General features: G+C 67.5%; 18 protein-coding genes and 1 tRNA gene. 7 read left to right on the top strand and 12 right to left on the bottom strand.

The window, feature by feature from the left end; translation table 11 throughout:
• The first annotated feature begins 58 nt into the window (after positions 1 to 58).
• The gene (locus ACI2KI_RS16065) at positions 59 to 1,174 is read left to right on the top strand and encodes a Rieske 2Fe-2S domain-containing protein (RefSeq protein ID WP_404621671.1); all 1,116 of its coding nucleotides are present in this window, start codon (positions 59 to 61) and stop codon (positions 1,172 to 1,174) included.
• A gap of 116 nt (positions 1,175 to 1,290) precedes the next feature.
• Here the strand turns inward: ACI2KI_RS16065 and ACI2KI_RS16060 are convergent, their stop codons facing one another.
• Together ACI2KI_RS16060 and ACI2KI_RS16055 are read right to left on the bottom strand one after the other, a co-directional pair.
• Positions 1,291 to 1,950 (bottom strand): TetR/AcrR family transcriptional regulator, encoded by a 660-nt coding sequence (locus ACI2KI_RS16060; protein ID WP_404621669.1) that lies wholly within the window; start codon positions 1,948 to 1,950, stop codon positions 1,291 to 1,293.
• 236 nt (positions 1,951 to 2,186) lie between these two features.
• Positions 2,187 to 4,049 carry a cation:proton antiporter gene (locus ACI2KI_RS16055; protein WP_404621667.1) on the bottom strand — a complete coding sequence of 621 codons (1,863 nt, stop codon included), beginning with the start codon at positions 4,047 to 4,049 and terminating at the stop codon, positions 2,187 to 2,189.
• A gap of 153 nt (positions 4,050 to 4,202) precedes the next feature.
• On the opposite strand from ACI2KI_RS16055, the gene ACI2KI_RS16050 reads away from it, so the two are divergent.
• Complete coding sequence (locus tag ACI2KI_RS16050; protein WP_404621665.1) at positions 4,203 to 6,341, top strand: M13 family metallopeptidase; 2,139 nt, start codon at positions 4,203 to 4,205, stop codon at positions 6,339 to 6,341.
• 372 nt (positions 6,342 to 6,713) lie between these two features.
• Here the strand turns inward: ACI2KI_RS16050 and hisS are convergent, their stop codons facing one another.
• From hisS to ACI2KI_RS16025, 5 genes are all read right to left on the bottom strand, one after another.
• Positions 6,714 to 8,207, bottom strand: a complete 1,494-nt coding sequence (hisS, locus tag ACI2KI_RS16045; protein WP_404621663.1) for a histidine--tRNA ligase — start codon at positions 8,205 to 8,207, stop codon at positions 6,714 to 6,716.
• A gap of 55 nt (positions 8,208 to 8,262) precedes the next feature.
• A complete protein-coding gene (locus ACI2KI_RS16040; protein ID WP_404621661.1) occupies positions 8,263 to 9,498 on the bottom strand; it encodes a DUF418 domain-containing protein in 1,236 nt (411 codons plus the stop codon).
• Positions 9,499 to 9,574: 76 nt separating this feature from the next.
• The gene (locus ACI2KI_RS16035; RefSeq protein ID WP_312064076.1) at positions 9,575 to 10,138 is read right to left on the bottom strand and encodes a hypothetical protein; all 564 of its coding nucleotides are present in this window, start codon (positions 10,136 to 10,138) and stop codon (positions 9,575 to 9,577) included.
• Positions 10,138 to 11,016, bottom strand: a complete 879-nt coding sequence (locus ACI2KI_RS16030; RefSeq protein WP_404621659.1) for a 3-hydroxybutyryl-CoA dehydrogenase — start codon at positions 11,014 to 11,016, stop codon at positions 10,138 to 10,140. Before ACI2KI_RS16030 ends, ACI2KI_RS16035 begins: the two co-directional genes overlap by 1 nt.
• A 127-nt stretch (positions 11,017 to 11,143) precedes the next feature.
• Positions 11,144 to 11,473, bottom strand: coding sequence for a YggT family protein (locus tag ACI2KI_RS16025; RefSeq protein ID WP_292084678.1), 330 nt, complete (start codon positions 11,471 to 11,473; stop codon positions 11,144 to 11,146).
• Positions 11,474 to 11,596: 123 nt separating this feature from the next.
• On the opposite strand from ACI2KI_RS16025, the gene ACI2KI_RS16020 reads away from it, so the two are divergent.
• From ACI2KI_RS16020 to ACI2KI_RS16005, 4 genes are all read left to right on the top strand, one after another.
• Positions 11,597 to 11,672, top strand: a tRNA-Ala gene (locus tag ACI2KI_RS16020).
• Entirely contained in the window at positions 11,634 to 12,344 is a 711-nt protein-coding gene (locus tag ACI2KI_RS16015; RefSeq protein ID WP_404621752.1) for a DUF6538 domain-containing protein, read from the top strand. The genes ACI2KI_RS16020 and ACI2KI_RS16015 overlap by 39 nt, the downstream gene beginning before the upstream one ends.
• A 148-nt stretch (positions 12,345 to 12,492) precedes the next feature.
• Positions 12,493 to 13,071, top strand: a complete 579-nt coding sequence (locus ACI2KI_RS16010; protein ID WP_404621657.1) for a recombinase family protein — start codon at positions 12,493 to 12,495, stop codon at positions 13,069 to 13,071.
• 153 nt (positions 13,072 to 13,224) lie between these two features.
• Positions 13,225 to 13,458 (top strand): hypothetical protein, encoded by a 234-nt coding sequence (locus tag ACI2KI_RS16005; protein WP_404621655.1) that lies wholly within the window; start codon positions 13,225 to 13,227, stop codon positions 13,456 to 13,458.
• Between the two features lie 246 nt (positions 13,459 to 13,704).
• On the opposite strand, the gene ACI2KI_RS16000 is transcribed toward ACI2KI_RS16005, so the two are convergent.
• The 3 genes from ACI2KI_RS16000 to ACI2KI_RS15990 all read right to left on the bottom strand — a co-directional run bounded on the left by ACI2KI_RS16000 (position 13,705) and on the right by ACI2KI_RS15990 (position 19,020).
• Positions 13,705 to 14,727, bottom strand: a complete 1,023-nt coding sequence (locus tag ACI2KI_RS16000; protein WP_404621653.1) for an NAD-dependent epimerase — start codon at positions 14,725 to 14,727, stop codon at positions 13,705 to 13,707.
• A gap of 43 nt (positions 14,728 to 14,770) precedes the next feature.
• Positions 14,771 to 16,657: a M28 family peptidase gene (locus ACI2KI_RS15995; RefSeq protein WP_404621651.1), complete on the bottom strand. Its 1,887-nt coding sequence runs from the start codon at positions 16,655 to 16,657 to the stop codon at positions 14,771 to 14,773.
• A 116-nt stretch (positions 16,658 to 16,773) separates the two neighbouring features.
• The gene (locus ACI2KI_RS15990; RefSeq protein ID WP_404621649.1) at positions 16,774 to 19,020 is read right to left on the bottom strand and encodes a TonB-dependent receptor; all 2,247 of its coding nucleotides are present in this window, start codon (positions 19,018 to 19,020) and stop codon (positions 16,774 to 16,776) included.
• 249 nt (positions 19,021 to 19,269) lie between these two features.
• Between ACI2KI_RS15990 and ACI2KI_RS15985 the strand changes: the two genes are divergently transcribed.
• The gene (locus ACI2KI_RS15985) at positions 19,270 to 20,637 is read left to right on the top strand and encodes a metallophosphoesterase (protein ID WP_404621648.1); all 1,368 of its coding nucleotides are present in this window, start codon (positions 19,270 to 19,272) and stop codon (positions 20,635 to 20,637) included.
• Here ACI2KI_RS15985 and ACI2KI_RS15980 read toward each other — a convergent pair.
• Both ACI2KI_RS15980 and ACI2KI_RS15975 read right to left on the bottom strand, forming a co-directional pair.
• Positions 20,634 to 21,449, bottom strand: coding sequence for a protein-glutamate O-methyltransferase CheR (locus tag ACI2KI_RS15980; RefSeq protein WP_292084685.1), 816 nt, complete (start codon positions 21,447 to 21,449; stop codon positions 20,634 to 20,636). The two genes, ACI2KI_RS15985 and ACI2KI_RS15980, sit on opposite strands and share 4 nt — an antisense overlap.
• Positions 21,446 to 21,829: a response regulator gene (locus ACI2KI_RS15975; protein WP_292084686.1), complete on the bottom strand. Its 384-nt coding sequence runs from the start codon at positions 21,827 to 21,829 to the stop codon at positions 21,446 to 21,448. Before ACI2KI_RS15975 ends, ACI2KI_RS15980 begins: the two co-directional genes overlap by 4 nt.
• Positions 21,830 to 21,844: the final 15 nt, after the last annotated feature.

Below are 21,844 nucleotides of genomic sequence, written 5' to 3'. Positions count from 1 at the left end.
GGTTGGAGAAGGGAATGGGCTTTGGACGGGTGGCGGTCCCTGCTGCTAGAAAGCGGCCATGACCGCTGACGCTGCTTCTTCTCCCGCGACCGCTCCCGAGGCCAAGGCTCCGCCGACCGCCTTCGGCAAGGGCTTCGTGCGCGACGCCTGGTATTTCGTGGCCCTGGCGCGCGACGTGCCGGTCGCCAGTCTGAAGCGCTATGAGGTGATGGACGAGCCGGTGCTGATCGGGCGGACCCGCGCGGGCGCGGTCTATGCCATGCGCGACATCTGCCCCCATCGCGCTGCGCCCCTGTCGGCCGGACGCCTGGTCGACAAGCCGGGCGAGGGCGAGACGATCGAGTGCCCCTATCACGGTTGGCGCTTCCGTCCGGACGGCGTCTGCGCCGCCATTCCCTCCCTGGTCGAGGATCAGGCCTTCGAGGCTGAGCGCATCCGGGTGCGGTCCTATCCGGTGCGCGAGAGCCAGGGTCTGGTCTTCGTCTGGATGGCTTCGGACGCGCGCAACCCGTCCGAGCCGGACCACGAGCCGCCGCTCTTCCCCGGCGCCGAGGGCGAGGCCAAGCTGGTCGAGGCCATGGACTTCGACAGCCATATCGACCACGCGGTCATCGGCCTGATGGACCCCGCGCACGGTCCGTTCGTGCATCAGCAGTGGTGGTGGCGCTCCGAACACTCGATGCACGAGAAGGCCAAGACCTTTGCGCCGCGCGACTATGGCTGGGCCATGGTGCGTCACGCCCCGTCTTCGAACAGCCGCCTTTACAAGATTCTGGGCGGGGCGCCGGCGACCGAGATCACCTTCCGCCTGCCGGGCTATCGCTGGGAGCATATCCAGGTGGGCGCCAAACAGGTGCTGGCCCTGACCTGCCTGACGCCGGTGACCGAGACCAAGACGCGGATCACCCAGATCTTCTGGTCCGACCACTGGGTGTTCAATGTCGCCAAGCCCTTCCTGCGGATGGGCGTGGTCGCCTTCCTGAAGCAGGACGGCGGCATGGTGAACCTGCAGAACGAGGGGCTGAAATACGACCCCGCCCTGATCTGGATCGACGACGCCGACAAGCAGGCCAAGTGGTACCAGCAGCTGAAGCGTGAGTGGATCAAGAGCCGCGCCGAGGGCCGCAGTTTCATCAACCCCATCAAGGAAGTGGTGCTGAGGTGGAAGAGCTGAGCGCAGGGCGGGCCACACCCCGATCGCTCCAAGCTTGAAGACAAGAAAAAGGCCTCTCCCCGCGCCGGGGAGAGGCCTTTTTGTTTCGCAGTCAGGGGCGCGTCAGCCCCTGCGCATTACTGCCGCGCCAGCTGGCTGGACAGGATCAGGTCCAGTTGCTTGCGGATCTGCGGCGTCAGTTCCTCGATGCCCCAGTTGTCGTAGGCGGCGTAGCGGAAGTTGGCGATGAAGACGTCCCAGATCATGCGGCCCATGACCATTTGGTCCAGGTCCTGACGCAGTTCGCCTTCGCGGATGCCGCCTTGCAGCACGGCGATGACGGCCTCGACGATGGGCTTGACGAAGGTGCGCGAACGGGCGTCGGCGGCCTCGGGTTGGAACCACGAGCGGGCGATCATGGCCTGCATCAGCGGCAGGTGCTCCAGCGAGCGATGGTAACCGGCGGTTAGGCCTTCGGCCAGACGCTCCGCGACGCGGCCTTCATGGCCGGCGGCGGTCTGGATGTCCTGCAGCAGGCCGGCCATTTCCTCGGCGAAGACGCACTCGAACAGTTCCGCCTTGTCCTGGAAGTTGGCGAAGACGGCGCCGGTCGACATTCCGGCGCCCTTGGCGATGTCGCGAATGGTGGCGGCGTCGTAGCCGCGCTCGGCGAAGAGGGCGCGCGCGGCGTCCAGCACCTTCTGACGGGTGCGGATCTTGGCGGCCTGGCGGCGGTTCATCCGGACCGGGGCTTCGGTTTCGGCAGCCTCGGGGGCGGACAGGGTGGTCTCACGCATCAGTAAAATACTCTGGCTCGGGAGGGGCTTAGAGCCCGCCGGTCGTGAAGGACGTTAGCAGCATCGAACCAGATCCGACGCCGCCTCGGCGTGGACCACGGCAAGACGACGACAGGCGTCCCGTGGGGGGAGGCGAACTTTCATCACCGAACATTGACCAAAATGGGTCACGAACCGCGCTCAAATCTTGCTGAAGCTTGGCCTTAAGGTCAATCTGCATAAGGGTTTTCACGTAGTCACGTATTCCCGGTCGGTGGCGAGAGCGCGGATCGCACGCTTCTGAAAGCCCGGGCGGGGCGGGCGCCGCGATCATCGGGCGCGGCCGCCTGGAAGGCTCTGCGGAAGCCGTCGCGGCGTTCATGAATCGACGCCAGCACAAGCCCCATGGGCACGCCGAGGTCGACCAGGGTGTTTTCGGCCAGTTGCAGGCTGGCCTCGGTGGTTTCCGGCACGGCGTCGGTGACGCCCAGGGCGTAAAGACGGGCGGCGTGTCGGTCGTCGCGCGCGCGGGCGATCAGGATCAGGTCGGGGCGCAGGGCGCGGGCGGCCTTGACCACCTCATCGACCTTGGTCGGGCTATCCATGGTGACGATCAGGGCGCGGGCGGATTCCAGGCCGCAGGCGTTGAGCATCTCGGGCCGGGCGGCGTCGCCGAAATAGACTTCGAAGCCCTCGGCGCGGCCGGAGCGAACCGAGGCGGGGTCGGCGTCGAGGGCGATGAACCTCTGGTCGTGTTCCGCCAGAAGTTCGCCCACCAGTCGGCCCACTCGACCGAAGCCGACCACCAGGACGGCGCCGTCGGGCGCCAGGACGGCACCGTCCGGCGACAGGCCCTCAGCGTCGGTCTCAAGCGGAAGGGCGGCGCCTTGGGTCAACACCCGCGCCAGGACGGCCAGGGGCGGGACGGCGAACATGCTGAGGGTGGCCGCCAGCATGGCCTTGCGGGTCAGGTCGGGGTCCGCCAGGCCCTCGACCAGGCCGGTCGACAGGACGACGAAGGCGAACTCGCCCGCCGGGCCGAGAACCAGGGCGGTCTCGATAGCTGAACGCGCCGCCAGGCCCCAGGCCCGCGCCAGAATGAAGATGATCAAGGCCTTCAACAGGATCAGGCCGCCGGCCAGACCCAGCACCGTCCAGGGATCGGCGGCCACGGCGTCCAGATCCAGGCCGATGCCGACGCCGATGAAGAAGACGCCGAGCAGCAAGCCCTTGAACGGATCTATGGCCACCTCGACCTCGCGGCGGAACTCGGTCTCGGCCAGGAGCACCCCGGCCACGAGGGCCCCCAGGCTCATCGACAGGCCGACCGCCTGGGCCCCCAACCCGGCGACGACAACGACCAGAAGGCAGGCGGCGACGAACAGTTCACGGCCCTCGCCGCGATGCTGGGCCCGGGCCACCGAGCGGAACATGGGGCGCAGCACCAGCCGGCCCAGCAAGACCATCAGGAACAGGCCGCCGGCGGCCGGCAGCAGGGTGAAGAGGGCGCGTCCCAGGGCGGCGGGCTCTACGGCGCCTCCGGCTGCGGCGCTTTGGGCCAAGGTGGCCAGAACGGTGACGGTGATCAGGATGGGCGCCACCGCCACGTCCTGGGCCAGAAGCACGGCAAAGGAAGCGCGGCCGGTCTCGCTGTTGATGCGGCCCTGCGCCGCCAGAACCGGCATGACCACGGCGGTCGAGGAAAGGGCCAGTCCCATGCCCAGAACGGCTGCCCCCGCCAAGGGCTGGCCCAGGACCATGAAGACGACGGCGATGGCGACGGCGCAGACGGCGATCTGCAGCATGCCGAGCCCGAAAACCAGGCGACGCATGGCCTTGAGCCGTTCCCACGACAGCTCCAGTCCGATCATGAACAGGAGGAAGGCGACGCCCAGCTCCGACAGCTGGCGGATCTGGGCCTGATCGCCGATGGTCAGCCAGCCGAGCCAGCCGTGCGTCTGGGCGAACCGGCCCAGGCCGTCGGGGCCCAGCAGGACGCCCGCGGCCAGAAAGCCCAGAACCGGACTGATCTTGAGGCGGTTGAACAGGGGCACGACCACGCCCGCGGCCGCCAGAAAGACCACAAGGTCCCGATACTCGCCGCCGTGCGCCTGGCCCATGGATCCTCCGTAAGGTCGCACTGTGATGCAGGCGATCACGTTCTGGCGATACCGCTCGCGTCTTTCATGAACTTTTTTTAAGACGCCGGGGCGCTCAAGGCGGGATTAGGGTCCGCGCCGAACCTGAGCATGGGTTAGTCGAGGGATTTGCTTATGAAGAAACTGCTGATCGGGGCCGCTGTCGGCGCCCTGTTGCTGCCCGCCGGCATGGCGGCGGCGCAAGACGGCCACGACCACGCCTGCGTGGACGAGAGCTGCACGGTCGTGGAACTGTTCCACGGCGCCTCGGCGCCCGAGGGCGGCGCTGCGCCGGCCGGCTGGGTCGGCACGGACGCCCCCAAGTACGGAACCTGGGGCTTTGACCTGTCGGGCCGCGACACCTCGGTCTCGCCGGGCGACAGCTTCTTCCGCTACGCCAACGGCACGGCCTTCGACAAGCTGCAGATCCCGTCCGATCGCACCTCCTACGGCTCCTTCCCCCTGCTGCGGGAACTGTCGGACAACCGCATGAAGGCCCTGATCCAGGGTCTGGTCGCGCGCACCGACCTGACGCCGGGCTCGGACGAGGCCAAGATCGCCGACGCCTATCGCAGCTACATCGACGAGGCGCGCATCGAGCAACTCGACGCCCAGCCGCTGCAACCCTATCTGGCCGCCATCCGCGCCGCCGACACCCACGAGAAGATCGCCGCCTACATGGGTCAGACCCAGGGCCGCGTCGGCTCGTCCTTCTTCGGCACCGGCATCACCATCGACCAGAAGAACCCCACCCGCTACGCCGTGACGACGGGCCAGTCAGGCATCGGTCTGCCGAACCGCGACTATTATCTGGACGCCCGCTTCGCGGACAAGAAAGAGAAGTACCAGGCCTATATCGCTCGGATGCTGACCAATGTCGGCTGGGCCGATCCGGCCGGTCACGCCGCCGCTATCGTGGCGCTGGAGACCAAGATCGCCGAGGCCCACTGGACCCCGATCGAGAACCGCAACCGCGACAAGACCTATAACGAGTACACCATCCAGACCCTGGCCGCCGAGGCGCCCGGCTTTGACTGGACCGGCTATTTCAACGCCGCCGGCCTGGGCTCGGTCAATCGTCTGATCGTGCGCCAGAACACGGCCATGCCCAAGATCGCCGCCATCTTCGCCGCGACGCCGATCGACACCCTGCAGGCCTGGCAGGCCTTCCACACCACGGACGACGCCGCCGGCAGCCTGTCCAAGCGCTTCTCGGACGCCCAGTGGGAGTTCCGTTCGCGCGACCTGTCGGGCCAGCCCGAGCAGCGTTCGCGTGAAAAGCGCGCCATCAGCTTCGCGGAAGGTTCGCTGGGCGAGGCGGCGGGTCGCTTGTATGTCGCCGAATACTTCCCGGCTGAATCCAAGGCCAAGATGGAAGAGCTGGTCGCCAACCTGCGCACCGCCCTGTCGCACCGCATCGACAACCTGACCTGGATGGGGACGGAGACCAAGGCGGCGGCCCAGGAGAAGCTGCGCAAGTTCACCGTCAAGATCGGTTATCCGGACAAGTGGCGCGACTATTCGGCCCTGGAAGTCCGCGCTGACGACCTGTTCGGCAACACCCAGCGTCTGGGCCAGTTCCAGTGGAACTATCAGCTGAACCGTCTGAATCAGCCGGTCGACAAGGCCGAGTGGGGCATGACGCCCCAGACGGTCAACGCCTACTACAACTCGGCCAATAACGAGATCGTCTTCCCGGCCGCCATCCTGCAGCCGCCCTTCTTCGATCCGAGCGCTGACCCGGCTGTCAACTACGGCGGCATCGGCGGCGTCATCGGCCACGAGATCGGCCATGGCTTCGACGATCAGGGCTCCAAGTCCGACGGCGACGGCGTGCTGCGCAACTGGTGGACCGATGAGGACAAGGCCAACTTCCAGGCCCTGACTACCCGTCTGGGCGCCCAGTACGACCAGTTCGAGCCCCTGCCGGGCTTCCACGTCCAGGGCGGTCTGACCATGGGCGAGAACATCGGCGACGCCGCCGGCACGGCCGTGGGTCTGGAGGCCTATCATCTGTCGCTGAACGGCAAGCCCGCGCCGGTGATCGACGGCGTGACGGGCGACCAGCGCTTCTTCTACGGCTGGGCCCAGGTCTGGCAGTCCAAGTACCGCGAGGACGCGCTGAAGAACCAGATCGCCACCGATCCGCACAGCCCGGCCGAGTTCCGCGTGATCGGCCCGGTGCGCAACGTGGACGCCTGGTACGAAGCCTTTGGCGTCAAGCCGGGCGACAAGTACTACCTCGCGCCGGAAGACCGCGTCCGCATCTGGTAAGCGTGACGTCTGACGAATGAAGAGGGCCGGAGCGTCGCCGCTCCGGCCCTTTTTCATGGCTAACCGCTGTCTATCGAAGCTTGTTCGACAATCGGCTGTCGCATCGTCGTCCGAGGGCGGAGCTGCTGGATGTCAGGCATGAAAAAGCCCGCTGCGGGGGATACATCGCAGCGGGCTTTCACGCTCTCTAAGGAGCGGACGTTTCCTCCCCGAAACGCCTCCAAGATGTCGCTGCGTTTGATCGCTGCGCCTCCTGAGTGAGATCAAATGACGCGAAGGCCGGGGGCAAGTCAATCATGTCCATGCCAAAAGGCAGGTCTTTCGTGACTGAACGTCGATAATACACGCTCAGCGCCAAAAGTTAATCGAAGACTATTCGATAATGGCCCGGATCGTGGCGACGAGGTCGCCGCGCGCCACCTTCTGCTGACCGGGACGCTCGGCCTTCCAGGCTTCGTTATCGGCGATGGCGCCGGCGCGGGCGCGCCCGGCGTCAAGGTCCTTGATGGTGACTTCGCCGGCGGCCAGCTCGTCGCCGCCGAGGATGACCACGGCCGGCGCGCCGCGACGGTCGGCGTACTTCATCTGCGCCTTCATGCCGGCGCGGCCCAGATAGAGCTCGGCGGCGATGCCGGCGGCGCGCAGCTCGGACACGGCGTTGAGATAGTGCTGCATGTCGTCTTCTGCGAAGACGATGACCACGACGGGGCCGCGCGTCGCATCCTCGGCGCCGCGACCGGCGGCGCGCAGGGCCGAGGCCAGGCGCGAAACGCCGAAGGAGAAGCCGGTGGCCGGGGTCGACTGCCCGGTGAAGCGGGCCACGAGGTCGTCATAGCGGCCCCCGCCGCCGATGGAGCCGAAGCGCACGGTGCGGCCCTTGTCGTCCTTGGTGTCGAGCAGAAGCTCGGCCTCGAACACAGCGCCGGTGTAGTATTCCAGACCGCGCACGATGGTCGGGTCGAACTTCACCTCAGCCTCGCCTACGCGCATGGCGGTCAGGGCGCGGTCGATGGCCGACAGCTCGGCCAGGGCCGCTTCGCCCGCGGCGCCCAGGCCGGCGCCGGCGTTGGCCACGGCGTCCAGCACGCCCGCGCGGCTGAGGCCGGGGGTCTCAGCGGAAACGAGGAAGGCCTCGACCGCGCTGATGACGGTTGAGGGCAGGCGGGCGCCCTTGGTGTAGTCGCCGGATTCATCCAGACGGCCCTCGCCCAGCAGGGCGCGCACGCCCTCCAGACCCAGGCGGTCGTACTTGTCGACGGCGCGCAGGGCGGTCAGGCGCTGGACCGCGTCAGTCACGCCGCCGGCGTCGAACAGGCCGTCGAACAGCTTGCGGTTGGAGACGCGGATCACCGACTGGCCGTCGCCCAGGCCGGCAGCGCGCAGGCCCTCGCAGCCCATGGCGATGATCTCGGCATCGGCCTCGGGGCGGTCCGAGCCCACGGTGTCGGCGTCGCACTGCCAGAACTCGCGGAAGCGGCCGGGACCGGGCTTCTCGTTGCGCCAGACCGGGCCGTAGGCGTAGCGGCGGAAGGGCTTGGGCAGGGTCTCCCAGTTCTGGGCGGCGAAGCGGGCCAGGGGCGCGGTGTGGTCATAGCGCAGGGCCATCCACTCGCCCGGCTCGTCCGATCCGGCGTCGTCCTGCAGGGCGAAGACGCCTTCGTTGGGGCGGTCGGCGTCGGGCAGGAACTTGCCCAGGGCGTCGGCGTACTCGAACGCCGGGGTCTCCAGCGCCTCGAAGCCCCAGCGCTCATAGACCTCGGACACGCGCGCCACGATGCGGCGTTCGGCGGTCAGGTCGCGGCCGCGACGGTCAGCGAACCCGCGCGGCGAGCGGGCTTCGGGGCGGATGGGGGCTTCGTCGGTCATGCCGCGCGATTAAGCCATCGGCGGACCGGCTGCAACTTGCTGTCCGGCGTCTTGGTCAGACGGCGCGGCGTAGAGGCAGATCGTGGCCATAGCTGAGGCGGCGCCACAGCCACTCCAGCGGCCCCATGCGGAAGCGGCTCAGCCACAGCGGAGACCAGATCAACTGCAGGGCCCAGACGGCGACGACGACGGCCCACTGGGCCGGATAGTCGACCTGACCCATCAGGCGCGGCCCCCACGGCATGTAGAAAAGGGTGCTCATAATTAGCGTCTGGCTTAGATAGTTGGTGAAGGCCATCTGGCCGACCGGAGCGAAGATCCGGCGCACCCACATGACGCCGCGCGAGGTCAGCAGGATCAGGCCGCTGGCGTAGGCCAGGGTGATGAAGATCGGATAGGAGGCGACGACCTCGGCCCAGCCGTGGGTGGCTTCAACGCCCGGGCCGGCCGTGATTTCACGCCATTCCAAGACGCCGAGCAGGGCCAGGACGGCGGCGCCGACCGCGAGCAGGGCCAGATAGACGCGGGTCTGCAAGCGGCCATGGAAGAAGCCGGCCTTGAACAGGCCCAGGCCCAGCATCATCAGCGGCACGGTGGCGAAGACATAGCCGAACAGGCTGGCGCTCTGCAGGATGCCCCAGGCTTTCAGGTTCTCGATCAGGCCGGCGGGCCAGCCGCTGCGATAGGCGGCGATGCTGGCGGAGACAGCGCCTTCGGCCAGGTTCATGCTGTCGTCGCTCATGGCCTCGACCAGGGCGGCGGGGCCGTTGACCGTCAGCCACATGGTGGCGGCCTGCATGGTGGCCAGGGCCAGTGTGGCCGCCGCTCCGAACAGGATGAGCGAACGCGCCGACATCGAGCGCATCAGCATCACGAACAGGCCCGACCAGGCGTAGAGCAGCAGGATGTCGCCGTACCAGAAGGCGGCGCCGTGGATGACGCCGAACAGGGCCAGCCACATCAGGCGGCGGCGCAGCACGCGGCCGCGCGCTTCGTCCCGGCGTTGACCGCCGACCAGAAAGATCGAGACGCCGAACAGCATGGAAAACAGGGTGACGAACTTCTGGTGGAAGAAGACCTCGACCGTCCACTGCGCCGCAGCAGCGGCGCCGACCAGGGGGAAGGGCGACTGCTCCGGCGACATCGCCGCCGACATGGGCAGGGCGAAGGCGGCGGCGTTGACCGCCAGGATGCCCAGCACCGCCACGCCGCGAAGCACGTCCAGGGTCTGGATGCGCGCGCCGGCGGCCACGGGCTGCGGGCTGTCCGCGAGAAGGATCTGATCAGTCATGGGTCGGCTCTCCCCCGTCGAGGAGACCGGTCATGCGGGCTGCGGGCGGCGCCGACACCTTAAAACGCGGTAATGTTCAGGGCTGACCGTTCGGCATCAGGCCCATGCGGCCCTTGACCACGGGGGCGGGCGCGAAGGCGATGAAGGCCACGCACAGACCGGCCCACAGGGCGTAGCTGACGCCTACCAGCACAGCCAGCGGCAGACCGGCGACGCCGAAGATCAGCAGGGTGGTCTCCAGCGCGCCGAGCCCTTGCACCAGGCTCTGCGAGGCGATCACCGACAGCAGGGACATGACCAGGGCGATCAGGGTCTGTACGGCAGCGGCCAGCAGCCCGCCGAAGACCATGAAGCGGCAGACCACGCCCAGACGCGTCGAGGGGCGGCCGACCCGCTCATGGGTCTGTCGCAGCAGCCACAGGCCCACGGGTGCGGCGATCAGGCCCAGCACCAGCAACACCAGCCGCCAGTCGGTGTCGACGCCCGAGGCCCAGTTTTCCGGCGGCCAGACGACCAGGGTCAGGATCAGCGGCGGCCAGGCGGCGGCGGCCAGGGCGGCCAGCACGAACCTCTGGGTCGAACGGCGCGGCGCGACGCGCTTGAGGCCCGGGAGGTCCTCGATCCGGTCGAGGCGCAGCATCAGCGGGTCGGGACCGGCGTCGCGCCGGAATAGTCGTAGAAGCCGCGGCCGCTCTTCTTGCCCAGCCAGCCGGCCTCGACGTACTTCACCAGCAGGGGGCAGGGGCGGTACTTGCTGTCGGCCAGACCGTCGTACAGCACGTTCATGATGGCCAGGACCACGTCCAGACCCATGAAGTCGGCCAGCTCCAACGGCCCCATCGGATGGTTGGCGCCCAGCTTCAGCGCCTTGTCGATCGAGGCGACGTTGCCGACGCCTTCGTAGAGGACATAGATGGCCTCGTTCATCATCGGCACCAGGATGCGGTTGACGATGAAGGCGGGGAAGTCCTCGGATTCGGTGGTGATCTTGCCCAGGCTCTCGGCGAAGGCGACGGCGGCCTCATAGGTGGCGGCCGAGGTGGCGATGCCGCGCACGATCTCGACCAGCTTCATCGTCGGCGCCGGCTTCATGAAGTGCAGGCCGATGAAGCGGTCGGGCCGGTCGCTGACCGAGGCCAGGCGCGTGATCGAAATGGACGAGGTGTTGGACGCCAGCAGGGTGTCGGGACGTAGGTGAGGCAGCAGGTCGACGAAGACCGACTTCTTCACCGCCTCGTCCTCGGACGCGGCCTCGATGATCAGATCGGCCTGGGCCGCCTCGGCCAGCGAGGCGACGGGCTGAATCCGCGTCAGGGCCGCGTCGGCGTCGGCCTGGGTCATCAGCCCGCGCGCGGCGCGCCGCGCCAGGCTGGCCGCGATCTCGCCCTGGGCCAGGGGCATGCGCTCGGCCGACAGGTCGTAGAGCCGCACCTCATAGCCGCCGGCGGCCACCGTCTGAGCGATGCCCGAACCCATTTGCCCGGCGCCGATAACGGCGACTGTCCTGATCGTGGTCATAAATACGCGCAATCTGCGGTCCCGCAGGGACCCGTCGCGCGCACCTTAGGAGCCCGCCCGCCGGGCGCAAGGGGCGGAATGGGGCGGGATTAAGATTCCTGACCGCCCGTGTCCGAGTCTCAACGACCTAGTAGCCGCCCGCCAGACCCAGCGCCGCCTGATACAGCGGCGGCAGCAGATAGCCTTGCACGCCCTGGATGATCAGCAGGGCCACGATCGGGGTCAGGTCGATGCCGCCCAGGGGCGGGATGATCCGGCGCAGCGGGGCCAGGATGGGGCTGGTGAACCGATCCAGGAACTCGGCCACCTGGGCCACGAAGCGGTTGCGATAGTTGATCACGTCAAAGGCGAACAGCCAGCTGAGGATCGCATTGGCGATGATGGCGAACAGCAGAAGCTGCAGCAGCGCGCCCAGCACGAAGAAGATGAAGCCGATGACGCCGGCGCCGATGCCCATGAACCAATTCCCTTGAAAGCAGACCTGTTTCTAGCGGGGCCTTGCGGGAACGCCAAGGATTCCTCCGCGACCCGTTGACACCCCCCCGCGCCGCCCTCTATCTCCGGCATCTGCCTGTCGGTCGGGGCCGTAGCTCAGTTGGTAGAGCGCGTCGTTCGCAATGACGAGGTCAGGGGTTCGACTCCCCTCGGCTCCACCAATCCCTGTTATATCAAGGGGTTGGCCGGAAACAGGCGATAATTCTGACACCACGCTGTGTCACACGGTATCTCAACGACCGTCGAAAAAGCGTGCGGCAACAGTCAGTTCATCGTCGAGCGGGTGTAGCACCACCTCGTCGCACACACCGTCTGAATGGCCTCTTCGACCCTCTCCACGGTCCCCTCATGGGCGGCGGCAATCGTCAGGTTTGATCGTTCGGGGATCGACCTACTACCTTCGTCTTCGTGTCCCTCGACCGTTGGCCGGGATCATCGGCAAGACGCACGTCATGAAGTCTCTGGGCACTGGCTATCGGGCTGATGCTGTCCGCAAAGCTCGGATCGTTGCGGCGGCGTTCGAGCAGGAGTGGCGGGACATCGAGGTTCACGGGGTTCGCCCAGTTATTGCCGCGCCGTCCAAGCGACCGAAGCCCGCGCCGCCGCCTCCGGCGTCGCCAGCGGACAAGACGCTTCGCCAAGCATTCGAACTGTTTCGAACGGACCCCGCGAAGCACCGCTCTCGAAAGACTGACCTCCACTATCTCAACCTCATCGAACTGACGGCTGGGCTTTGGGGCGAAAGCCGCACGATCCGCTCCATCGACCGCGAAGCGTCACGCGAGCTTCTCGATGTGCTCCTGTGGTTGCCCACCTCGGATACGATCCGATAGAGCGAGCCATCAGGAACGCCTGACGTCTCTCATAAGCCCACGCCCTCGTGAGACGCTGGGATAGCTCTCCAGACTGTCTCACACGCATTATAATCGCCTTTTGAGACGCCCTGTGTCACAATGCCTAAAGGTCATGTGAGGAGGATGAATGACGGGCGCCTTGGTTGGATATGCGAGGACTTCGACGGTCGAGCAGGAGGCTGGGCTGCATGCTCAAGTCACCGAACTCCAAGCCGCCGGCGCCACCAAGGTCTTTCAGGAGCATGTGAGCAGCGTTGACGCCCAGCGTCCACAACTTCGCGCCGCCCTCGATTGGTGCCGCGATGGCGACACCTTCATCGTGACGAAGCCCGACCGCTTGGCCAGGAGCGTCACCGACCTTCTGCGGATCGTCGAAGACCTGAAGGCTCGCAACGTGACCCTTCGGATCATGAGCATGGGCGTCGATACCTCGACCGCGACCGGCGTGCTCATCCTCCAAGTGCTAGGCGCCGTGAGTCAGTGGGAACGCAGCGTCATGCTGGAAAGGCAGAAAATCGGAGTGGCCAAGGCCAAGGCCGAGGGGAGGTATCGCGGACGCGCACCGACTGCCCGCGCCAAGGCTCCCGAGGTGCTTCAGATGAAAGCGTCAGGCCGCTCGATCAACGAGATCATGGAGAGCCTCCAGATCAGTCGTGCGAGCGTCTACAGAGCCTTCGCAGAGGCCAAGGAAGCCGATGGTGCATAGATGCCCTGGAGAACGTCAGAGACGGTCACAGAGGCCGTGCAGGGGCGTTGACGAGGCATTGGCCAGGCTTGAGCCTGATGACTCCCTAGAGGCGCGCTGGCGTCCCGCGCCGGCGAGCTTGAACCATGCCCTTGAGGATGGTTCTCTTCCAACATGGGACGGCTGCTCGACAAGCTACTGGAGTCATCTCCTGCCTATGACATTCGGCAGGACAAGGACGGCTTCGTTCTGATCGGCAAACCAGGGCACATCGAAGAGTTCAGCGAATTGGTGCGTGAGGCCGCAGAACACGCCGGCGAGGAGTTCGTCGTCTTCACCACCAGCGATGGCCATCAAGGCTACAGCCAGATGTTCGTAATGCCGCTGAACGAGATGCCACCACCTTAACAACCGGTGTAGCCAATCGACCACGGCTTGCTGATGTTGTGGCCGCCCGCGCCCGACGTCAACGACGGTCATGCGGCACCGTTCGGGACGTTGACCGTCACCAAACATCGGACTCTGCTGCCGCCTCGAAACTACGAGTCGCAGAGTATCCTCATGACCGACGAACCCGACCCCAATGCGATCCCCTCGGCTCCACCAAGGCTTTCCAGACAATCGAATTCTGAGGCAAGCGCGCGTCCGCGCGCTTCAGTTCTCGTGATAGAAGTTGCAGTACCAGTCGACGAAATGGCCGACGCCGTCCTCGACCGGGGTCGAGGGGGCGTAGTCGAGGGCTTTCAGGGTGTCGGCGACATCCGCCTCGGTATTGGCCACGTCGCCGTCCTGCATGGGCATGAGGTTCAGCTTCGCCTTGCGACCCAGCTTCTCTTCCAGAACCTCGATGTAGCGCATCAGGGCGACCGGGCGGCCGGCGCCCAGGTTGAGGATGCGCCAGGGGGCGACGCCGCTGGTGGCCGGGTTGGGGGCGGTGGCGTCCCAGGTCGGGTCAATGGCGGCGGGGCGGTCCAGGGCCGCGATCACGCCGGTGACGATGTCGTCGACATAGGTGAAGTCGCGCGACATCTTCCCTTCGCCGTAGACGTCGATGGGCTCGTCCTTGAGGATGGCGCGGGTGAATTTAAACAGGGCCATGTCCGGGCGGCCCCACGGCCCATAGACGGTGAAGAAGCGCAGGCCCGTGGCCGGGAAGCCGAACAGGTGGGCGTAGGAATGGGCCATGGCCTCATTGGCCAGCTTGGTCGCCGCATAGACGGTCAGCGGGTGGTCGGCCGGGTCACGCACCGAGAACGGCAGGGCGGCGTTGGCCCCGAACACCGAACTGGTCGAGGCGAAGACCAGGTTGGTCGCCTCAACGGCGCGGCAACCCTCGAGGATGCTGAGGAAGCCGACGACGTTGGAATCGACATAGGTCTCGGGCGCTTCGAGGCTGTAGCGGACCCCGGCCTGGGCGGCGAGGTGGACGACGCGGCGCGGCTGGTGCTCGGCGAACAGGGCGGCGACGCCGTCGCGGTCGGCCAGATCGAGGGTGTGGTGGCGATAGGCGGGGTAGGTCTGAAGCTGGGCCAGACGGGCGTGTTTCAGCGCCGGGTCGTAGTAGGCGTTGAGGTTGTCCAGACCGATGACCGTCTCGCCGCGCTCCAGCAGCCGCCGGGCGGTGTGAAAGCCGATGAAGCCGGCGGAACCGGTGACGAGAACGGGATCGGTGGACATCAGGCTGCGATAGACGGTTGGACGCGGTTTCGCCAGCGGGCGGTCAGGACTGGGTCTCCGTCGCCGCGGGCGCAGGCTCGGCGAAACGGGCGGCGAGGCTGAGACCGCAGGCCAGGATCAGACAGGCGGCCGCGCCGATCAGCACCGGGCGGACCCCGCTGACCGGCGGGCTGAGGGGGCGCAGGAAGAGCAGGGCCAGCAGGCCGATCAGGGCCAGGGCGCCGGGCAGGTCCATGCCGACGCCGAGGAAGACGAAATGGCCCAGTCCCATGAGCCAGGCGCCGCCGAGCACGCCCGCGACGGCGGCGGGGATCAAGCCAACGGGCCGCGTCAGGCCGGGGCTGATCAGGGCGGCGAGCGCTGCGACGACGGCGGCCAGCAGGGCGGGCCAGACGAACAGCAGGGCGGCCTCGGGCGCTGCGCCCTGAACCACGCAACCGAGCAGGAAGACGAGGGCGATCAGGCCCAGCCAGGCGCCCCAGGTCGTGGTGGTGGCCTTGACCGGCCACAGCGACAGGGCGGCGGCGATGACGCCCGCGCCGAGCATGACCGGGCTGAAGCCGCCGATCAGCAGGGTCAGAAGCGTCAGGACGGCGACGGTCCCGGCGATCACGCGCGGACGCGACCGGCGCGCCCCGGTCAGGAACAGCAGGGCCAGGGCGAGGATGGTCAGGACGGCGCCCGCCTCCATCCAGGGCAGGCGATGCAGAAGGACATAGTAGGTTTCGGACGAGGCGGCGCGGCTCGACATCGGCCCGGCCAGCAGGCGCACGGCCTGGGCCAGGACCAGTCCGGCGGACAGGAACCACAGCCCGTCCAGCAGGCCGCGTCCGACCTGTGCGGCGGTCAGGCCGGTGGCGCGTCGGGCGCGCCAGGCGGCGAAGCCGCCGAGCAGGGCGGCCAGGCCCAGGAGGCCCCAGCCCATGGCGGCCGAATGGCTGAGCATCAGGCGGCCGAAGACGTCGGCATAGACGGTGTTCGGTCCCTTGGCGGGCAGGGCGGGGGCGCGCAGCAGGGCGTCGGCGGCCTCCAATGCCTGAGAGCCGAGATGCTGCAGGGCGCCCTGATCGAGATTTTCGGGGGTGGAGTCGGCCGCATGATACTGGGCCGGGCGGCCGATGAAGGCGAGGTTCAGCCCGCCGACGCCGCGATCCTTGGGCACGGTGAAGTCGGTGCCGTTGGGCATCTGTTCATACATGAAGACAGCAAGGGAGGTGGCGGTGGTCCCGCCGTCGGCGCGCATGGCGGCGCGGCGGAACAGGTCGACGGTGGGGCCGGCCTCGCGTCCGGTTTCGAACATGGCGGCGCGACCGCCGCCGCCGCGCGCCTCGAGGTTGACCACGGACCCGATGCGGTCGCGTAGCGGGTGCCCGCCGAAGAAGATGCGGGCGCCGTCCAGACCCAGTTCCTCGGCGTCGGTCAGCAGGACGACCAGGTCGCGTTCGATGGGGCCGCGCGCCTTGATGGCGCGGACGGCCTCCAGCACGGCGCCGACGCCGGTGGAATCGTCAGCCGCGCCGGGCGAGCCGACCACGGTGTCATAGTGGGCCATCAGCATGACGGCGGGCTGGCTGCGGTCCTTTCCGGGCAGGACGCCGATCAGATTGATGGCCTGATTGTTCGCGGCCTGCGGATCGCCGCCTTCCTTCTTCAGCCGCCGGATCGAACCGGGCGACAGCGGCCCGCTTTGCTCCTCCGGCGACAGGCCCAGCTGGGTCATGCGGTCGCTCAGATAGGCGCGGACGCGGGCGTGCTCGGCCGAGCCGACCGGGTGCGGGGCGCGGGCGATCTGCACGATGTCGGTCATGGCCCGCGCGGCCGAGAAGGCGGCGACGGGCGCAACCAGGGGACGGGGGCGCGGAACCTGAGTGGTCCAGACCGCCAGCAAGAAGGCGAGCGTCAACGATCCCAACAGCAAGGCCAGCCGCATTGTAGAAGATACTCCCCCCGATCCCGGAGACAGTAAGGCCAAGCTGGCGTCGGATGGCAAGAGGGCGGCGGCAGGTCGCCCCGCCGCCGCCCTCCGATGCGATCTGCCGTGAAGGCCTAGAAGCGCTTCGACAGCTCCACGCCGTACATGCGCGGCTCGTTGACGAAGGCCGTCAGGTTGTTGAAGTCGATCGCGCCGATGACGTTGGCCTCGTCCGTGAGGTTGCGGACGTAGGCTGCCGCCTCCAGGCCGCGGCTCAGGTCGCGCCAACCTGCGCGCAGGCCGCCTTCGAAGTTGGTGTCCTGACGGAACTCGACCGCCTCATAGAGGAAGAGGTTGAAGTCCTTCTGCATCACCCAGTCGGTCGAGGCGAACAGCTCCTGGGCGTCGCCGATGGGGCGAACGTAGGACAGGGTCAGGTTGGCCGAATACTCCGGCGCCTGGGGGAAGGGGTTGCCGTCGATGGCGGCGCGGTCGCTGGCGCCCACCTTTACGATCGGATCAGTGATGGTGCACAGGTGGTTGCCGCAGATGGCGACCAGAAGGTCCTTGTCCTTGATCTCGGTGTGGTTCCAGGCCACGCCGCCCGCCAGGGTGAAGCCGGCGCCCAGATAGACGTCGCCGTCGATCTCCAGGCCGTAGCCCTGACCCTTGTCGGCGTTGATCAGGCGGTTGGAGTTGTCGATGCCGCCGATGGCGGTGAACTGCATGTCCTTGACGTCATACAGATAGGCCGTGGCGTTCAGACGCGCGCGGCCGTTCCACAGGCGGGACTTGAGGCCGGCCTCGTAGGACATGACGGTCTCGGACTCGGCCGTGGTCAGGACCGGAAGGTTGCGGCCCTGGATCGACGGACCGCGATAGCCGCTGGCCACGCGGGCGAACAGGTTCAGGCTGTCGTTGACTTCATAGAGGGCGCTGACGTCCCAGCTGACCTGCTCGTCGCCGACCGAGACCCGGCCCTCGGCGTTGGCCGTCGTGCCGATCACGATCTTGCCGTGGTAGTCGCGGCTGTCGTCGGTGTAGCGCACGCCGCCGGTGATCTTGAAGGCGTCGGTGACCTGATAGTTGGCCTGACCGAAGATCGACCAGGAGTCCGACTTCTGCACGATGTCGGTGGCCTTGGTCGGGATCAGACCGCCCGTGCCGTTGAAGGTGCCGGACACCAGGTTGATGCGCTCGTCCCAGTAGAAGGCGCCGACCTGCCAGCCCAGACGGCCGTCGCCGTTCGAGGCCAGGCGCAGTTCATAGGTGTTCTGCAGCAGGTCGCTGGAGAGGGTGCCGGACTCGACGTTGAACGGGGTCTTGTAGCCGGAGCCTGCGGGGGCCGAGGCCACACCGCCGTCGATGTCGCCGTCGCCCTGGCTGGAGCCCTGATAGGAGCCGACCACGCCGGTCAGGGTGGCGGGACCGAAATCATAGGCGACCTGCAGCGACTGCGAGGTGGTCTGCTGCTTCTGGAAGTTGTTGCGGCCGCCGTCGTACCAGACCGTCTCGCGGTCGAAGTTGTCGTTCAGCTTGTTGGAGCCCTTGGTCAGGGCGTTGGCGCGGTTCATCGTGCCTGTGCCCTCGTAGTCGCGGGCCTGCAGGGTCAGTAGGGTCGACAGGCGGTCGGTCGGGGTCCAGGCGACGTGAACGCGGCCGGCGATGTCGTCAAAATTGCCGAGATCCTTGCCGTCCTTCTTGGCGAAGGGGGCGTCATAGGCGTTGTTGATGTAGTCGTCGCGGTGGTTCCACAGGGCGGCGACGCGGACCGACAGGGTGTCCGAGGCGGGCAGGGTGACGGCGGCTTCAGCGCGGGTCGAACCGTAGTTGCCGTAGGTCAGCGAGCCGTAGCCGGTGAAGTCGTCGCCCGGCTTGGTGGTGTCGATCTTGATCACGCCCGCCGGGGTGTTGCGGCCGAACAGGGTGCCTTGCGGACCGCGCAACACTTCCAGCTGCTTCACGTCGAAGAGGGGGAAGCCCTTCAGGTAGACGCTCTCCAGCACGATGTCGTCCATGACCATGGAGACGGGCTGAGAGGCGGTGAAGTCGAAGTCCACATTGCCGAGGCCGCGGATGTAGAAGCGCGGGGCGTAGCGGCCGTTCGAGCTCTCGACCTGCAGGCTGGGCACGCGGCCCGACAGGCTGAGGATGTCGGCGCCGCCGGCCGAGATGGCGGTCAGGGTCTCGGTGTTCATCGCCGTGACGGCGAAGGGCACGTCGCGGATGTTCTCGCTGCGGCGCTGGGCGGTGACGACGATCTCGTCGACGGCGACGGCCTGCTCGGCGGCGGCGTCAGCGGTCTGGGCCATGGCCGGGGCGGCGAGGAGCAGGGCGAGGCCGCTGGCGGAAGCGGCGAGAGCGGAGAGGCGAGGGGACATGGGGGGAGGGTCCTCGTTGAAACTGGCGAGGGGCCTAGGTCTGCGGCGACGCTTTTGCCAGCTTCGATAGCGCTGGCTCGATGAAGCTTTCGCGACACGGACACGCTGCCGGAAAACCTGACGCATCAGGCGATGACGGGGGCGTCCCGGCATTGTGCGGCGCAATGTCCCATGCGAAACGGCAGGGCTGCGCCGCCTCTGGCGAGGAAACTCTCGACGCGCCGGGCGCGGCCTGACAGGGACCTGCGCATGCCGACTTCCAGCCTTCACCGCCGTCGCCTGTTTCAGCTGATGGCCGTCGCCGTCGTAGCGCCGGGCCTGGGGGCGTCGGCCCCGTCGGCGGGCGCGCAGGCGATCGGTCGGGTTCTGGCCATGTCCGACCTGCACTCGGCCTATGAGCGGACGGGACAGCTGCTGGCGGCGCTGGAGGCCGAAATCGCAGGATCGGACGTTCCGCACCTGATCGCCATCGACGGCGACATCTTCGAGCACGGCAACGTCGTCTCGGTGCGCTCAGGCGGAGCCATCGACTGGGCCTTCCTGGGCGAACTGCCGAAGCTGGCGCCCACGGTGGTGAACCTGGGCAACCACGACAACGACCTGACGCCGGACCTGCATGAGGTGGTGGCGCGGATGCGGTCGCTGGGCGTTCTGGTGGTCAGCAACATCCTCGATGCACGCACCGGCCAGCCCTATGCCGAGGCCGCCGTGACCGTGCCGTTGGGCCAGCGCTCGCTGCGCATCGTCGGGGCGGGGACGGATTCGCTGAACACCTATCCCAAGGCCAGCCGCGACTGGCTGTCGATCCCGGAACCGGGCGACTGGGCGCAGGCGAACCTGGCCCGGCTGCTGGACGGGGCCGACCTGATGCTGGTGATGAGCCATGCCGGGGTGGCGGGGGATCGCGACATCCTGCCCCTTCTGCCCGAAGGGGCGCTGATGATCGGCGGACACAACCATCTGCTATTCCAGCATGAACAGGGCCGCAGCGCCTATGCCCACACCGGGTCGTGGAGCAACGCCTACTCCACGGCGACCCTGTTCGACGACGGGCGGATCACGGTCGGCTCCACGGCGGTGGATCGCGAAGCCGCGCCATCGGCGCGCGTCGCCGATCTGATCGCGACGACCCTGGCGACGCATCTGACCGACGAGGAAAGGGCGGTGCTGGGCGTCAGTCCGCGCGCGATGAGTCTGGGTGAAACCGGCCGGGCCGCCGCCGCCGCGCTGGCGAGAGCGGTGGACGCCGAGGCGGGCTTCATCGGCCACACCACCCTGGGGACCGGCCTGCCGGCGGGGCCGGTGACGCGTTATGAGTTCGACGCCGTTGTGCGCTTCGACGGCAAGCTGATGGTCGCCGAGGTCCCGGTTGAACGCCTGGCGGGCTTCATGGCGCGAGCCAACCAGGATCGACCCATGCCCCTGGCCGAGCGCAACGGCGACTTCGTCTATGGCGCGGTGAGCGATGTCGCGGGCAGGGCAACCATCCGTCTGGTCACTACCGACTGGTGCGCCCTGAATCAGGCCGAGTATTTCGGCGTCAGCGATCTGGTTTTCAGCGAGGTTCCGCAGGTGCGGGTCAAGGCGGCAGCGGCCGAAGGCCTGCTGACGGCCTAGGCGGCGCGGCGCACCGCCGATGGGGCCTTCACATACAGGCCCTTGCGGCCGGCGACCGGACGGAAGGCGACGCTGTCGCCCTCAGGCCGCTCGTCGACCCCGAGGAAGAGACAGCCGTCGTCCACCAGCTGGCGCTCCAGGCGGTCCAGCACCTGAGCGCGGCGTTCGGGCTCCAGATCGCAGAGCACATGGCGGCAGAAGATGACGTCGAACTGGCGCTCGTCGGCTGGTTCGTCGAGCAGGTTGGCGCGTTCGAATTTCACCGCGCTGCGCAGCTCGGGACGGGCGCGCCATTGTTCATCGGCTTGTTCGAACCAGCGCAGCATGGTGCGGGCCGACAGCCCACGCTGGATTTCGAACGAGGTGTAGAGGCCCGAATGCGCCTTTTCGATCGACAGGCGCGACAGGTCTGTGGCGAGGATTTCCACGTCGGCCCTGTTCTCCAGGGCGGCGATGGCCAGGGAATAGGCCTCCTGACCAGTCGAGGCGCCGGCGGACCACAGCCGCACCTTGCCGCCGGGCCGGGCGGCGGTCAGGGCCGGCATCAGTTCACGCGCAAAGACGTCGAAAACGGCGCGGTCGCGGCGGAACCAGGTTTCGCCGTTCAGCAGGGCTTCGATCACCGCCCAGCCAAGCGAGGCGACCGGCTTGTTCCACAGCGTCGCCAGCATGGCCTCGACATTGTGGTAGCCCTCGCGGCGCGCCACGGGGCCCAGCCGATGCTCGGCCAGATGCATCCGGTCGCGCGACAGCCGAAAGCCGGCGCGGGACGCCAGCAAGGTCTGAAGGCGATCGAAATCCTCCGGCGTCATGACGGCGACTGAACAGCTCCCACTTCGGCGAGTTTGGAATGAAGGATCTCGCCGTCGAAGGGTTTCATAACATAATCGTCGGCCCCTGCGGACAGGGCTTCTGCAATCCGGTCGGCGCGGGTCTCGATCGTGCAGAACAACACCTTGGGTACGCGGCCGCCAGGCAGGTCGCGCAGGCGACGCAAGAAGCTGAGACCGTCCATGACCGGCATCTGCCAGTCCAGGAGGACCACCTGGGGCATCAGGCCCATGCAGTAGGTCAGGGCCTCGGCGCCGTCGGCGGCTTCATCGACCTCGAAGCCAAGGTCCTCGATGATGCGGCGCGCGACCTTGCGGATGATCCGGCTGTCATCGACGATCAAACAGGTCTTGAGGTCCAAGGGCTCTATCCCGCT

This window comes from Brevundimonas sp. NPDC046655 (genome assembly GCF_044901625.1).
Taxonomy (GTDB): domain Bacteria; phylum Pseudomonadota; class Alphaproteobacteria; order Caulobacterales; family Caulobacteraceae; genus Brevundimonas.
Note: the sequence above shows the minus strand (reverse complement) of the source record. Positions and strands in the feature narration are given on the sequence as shown.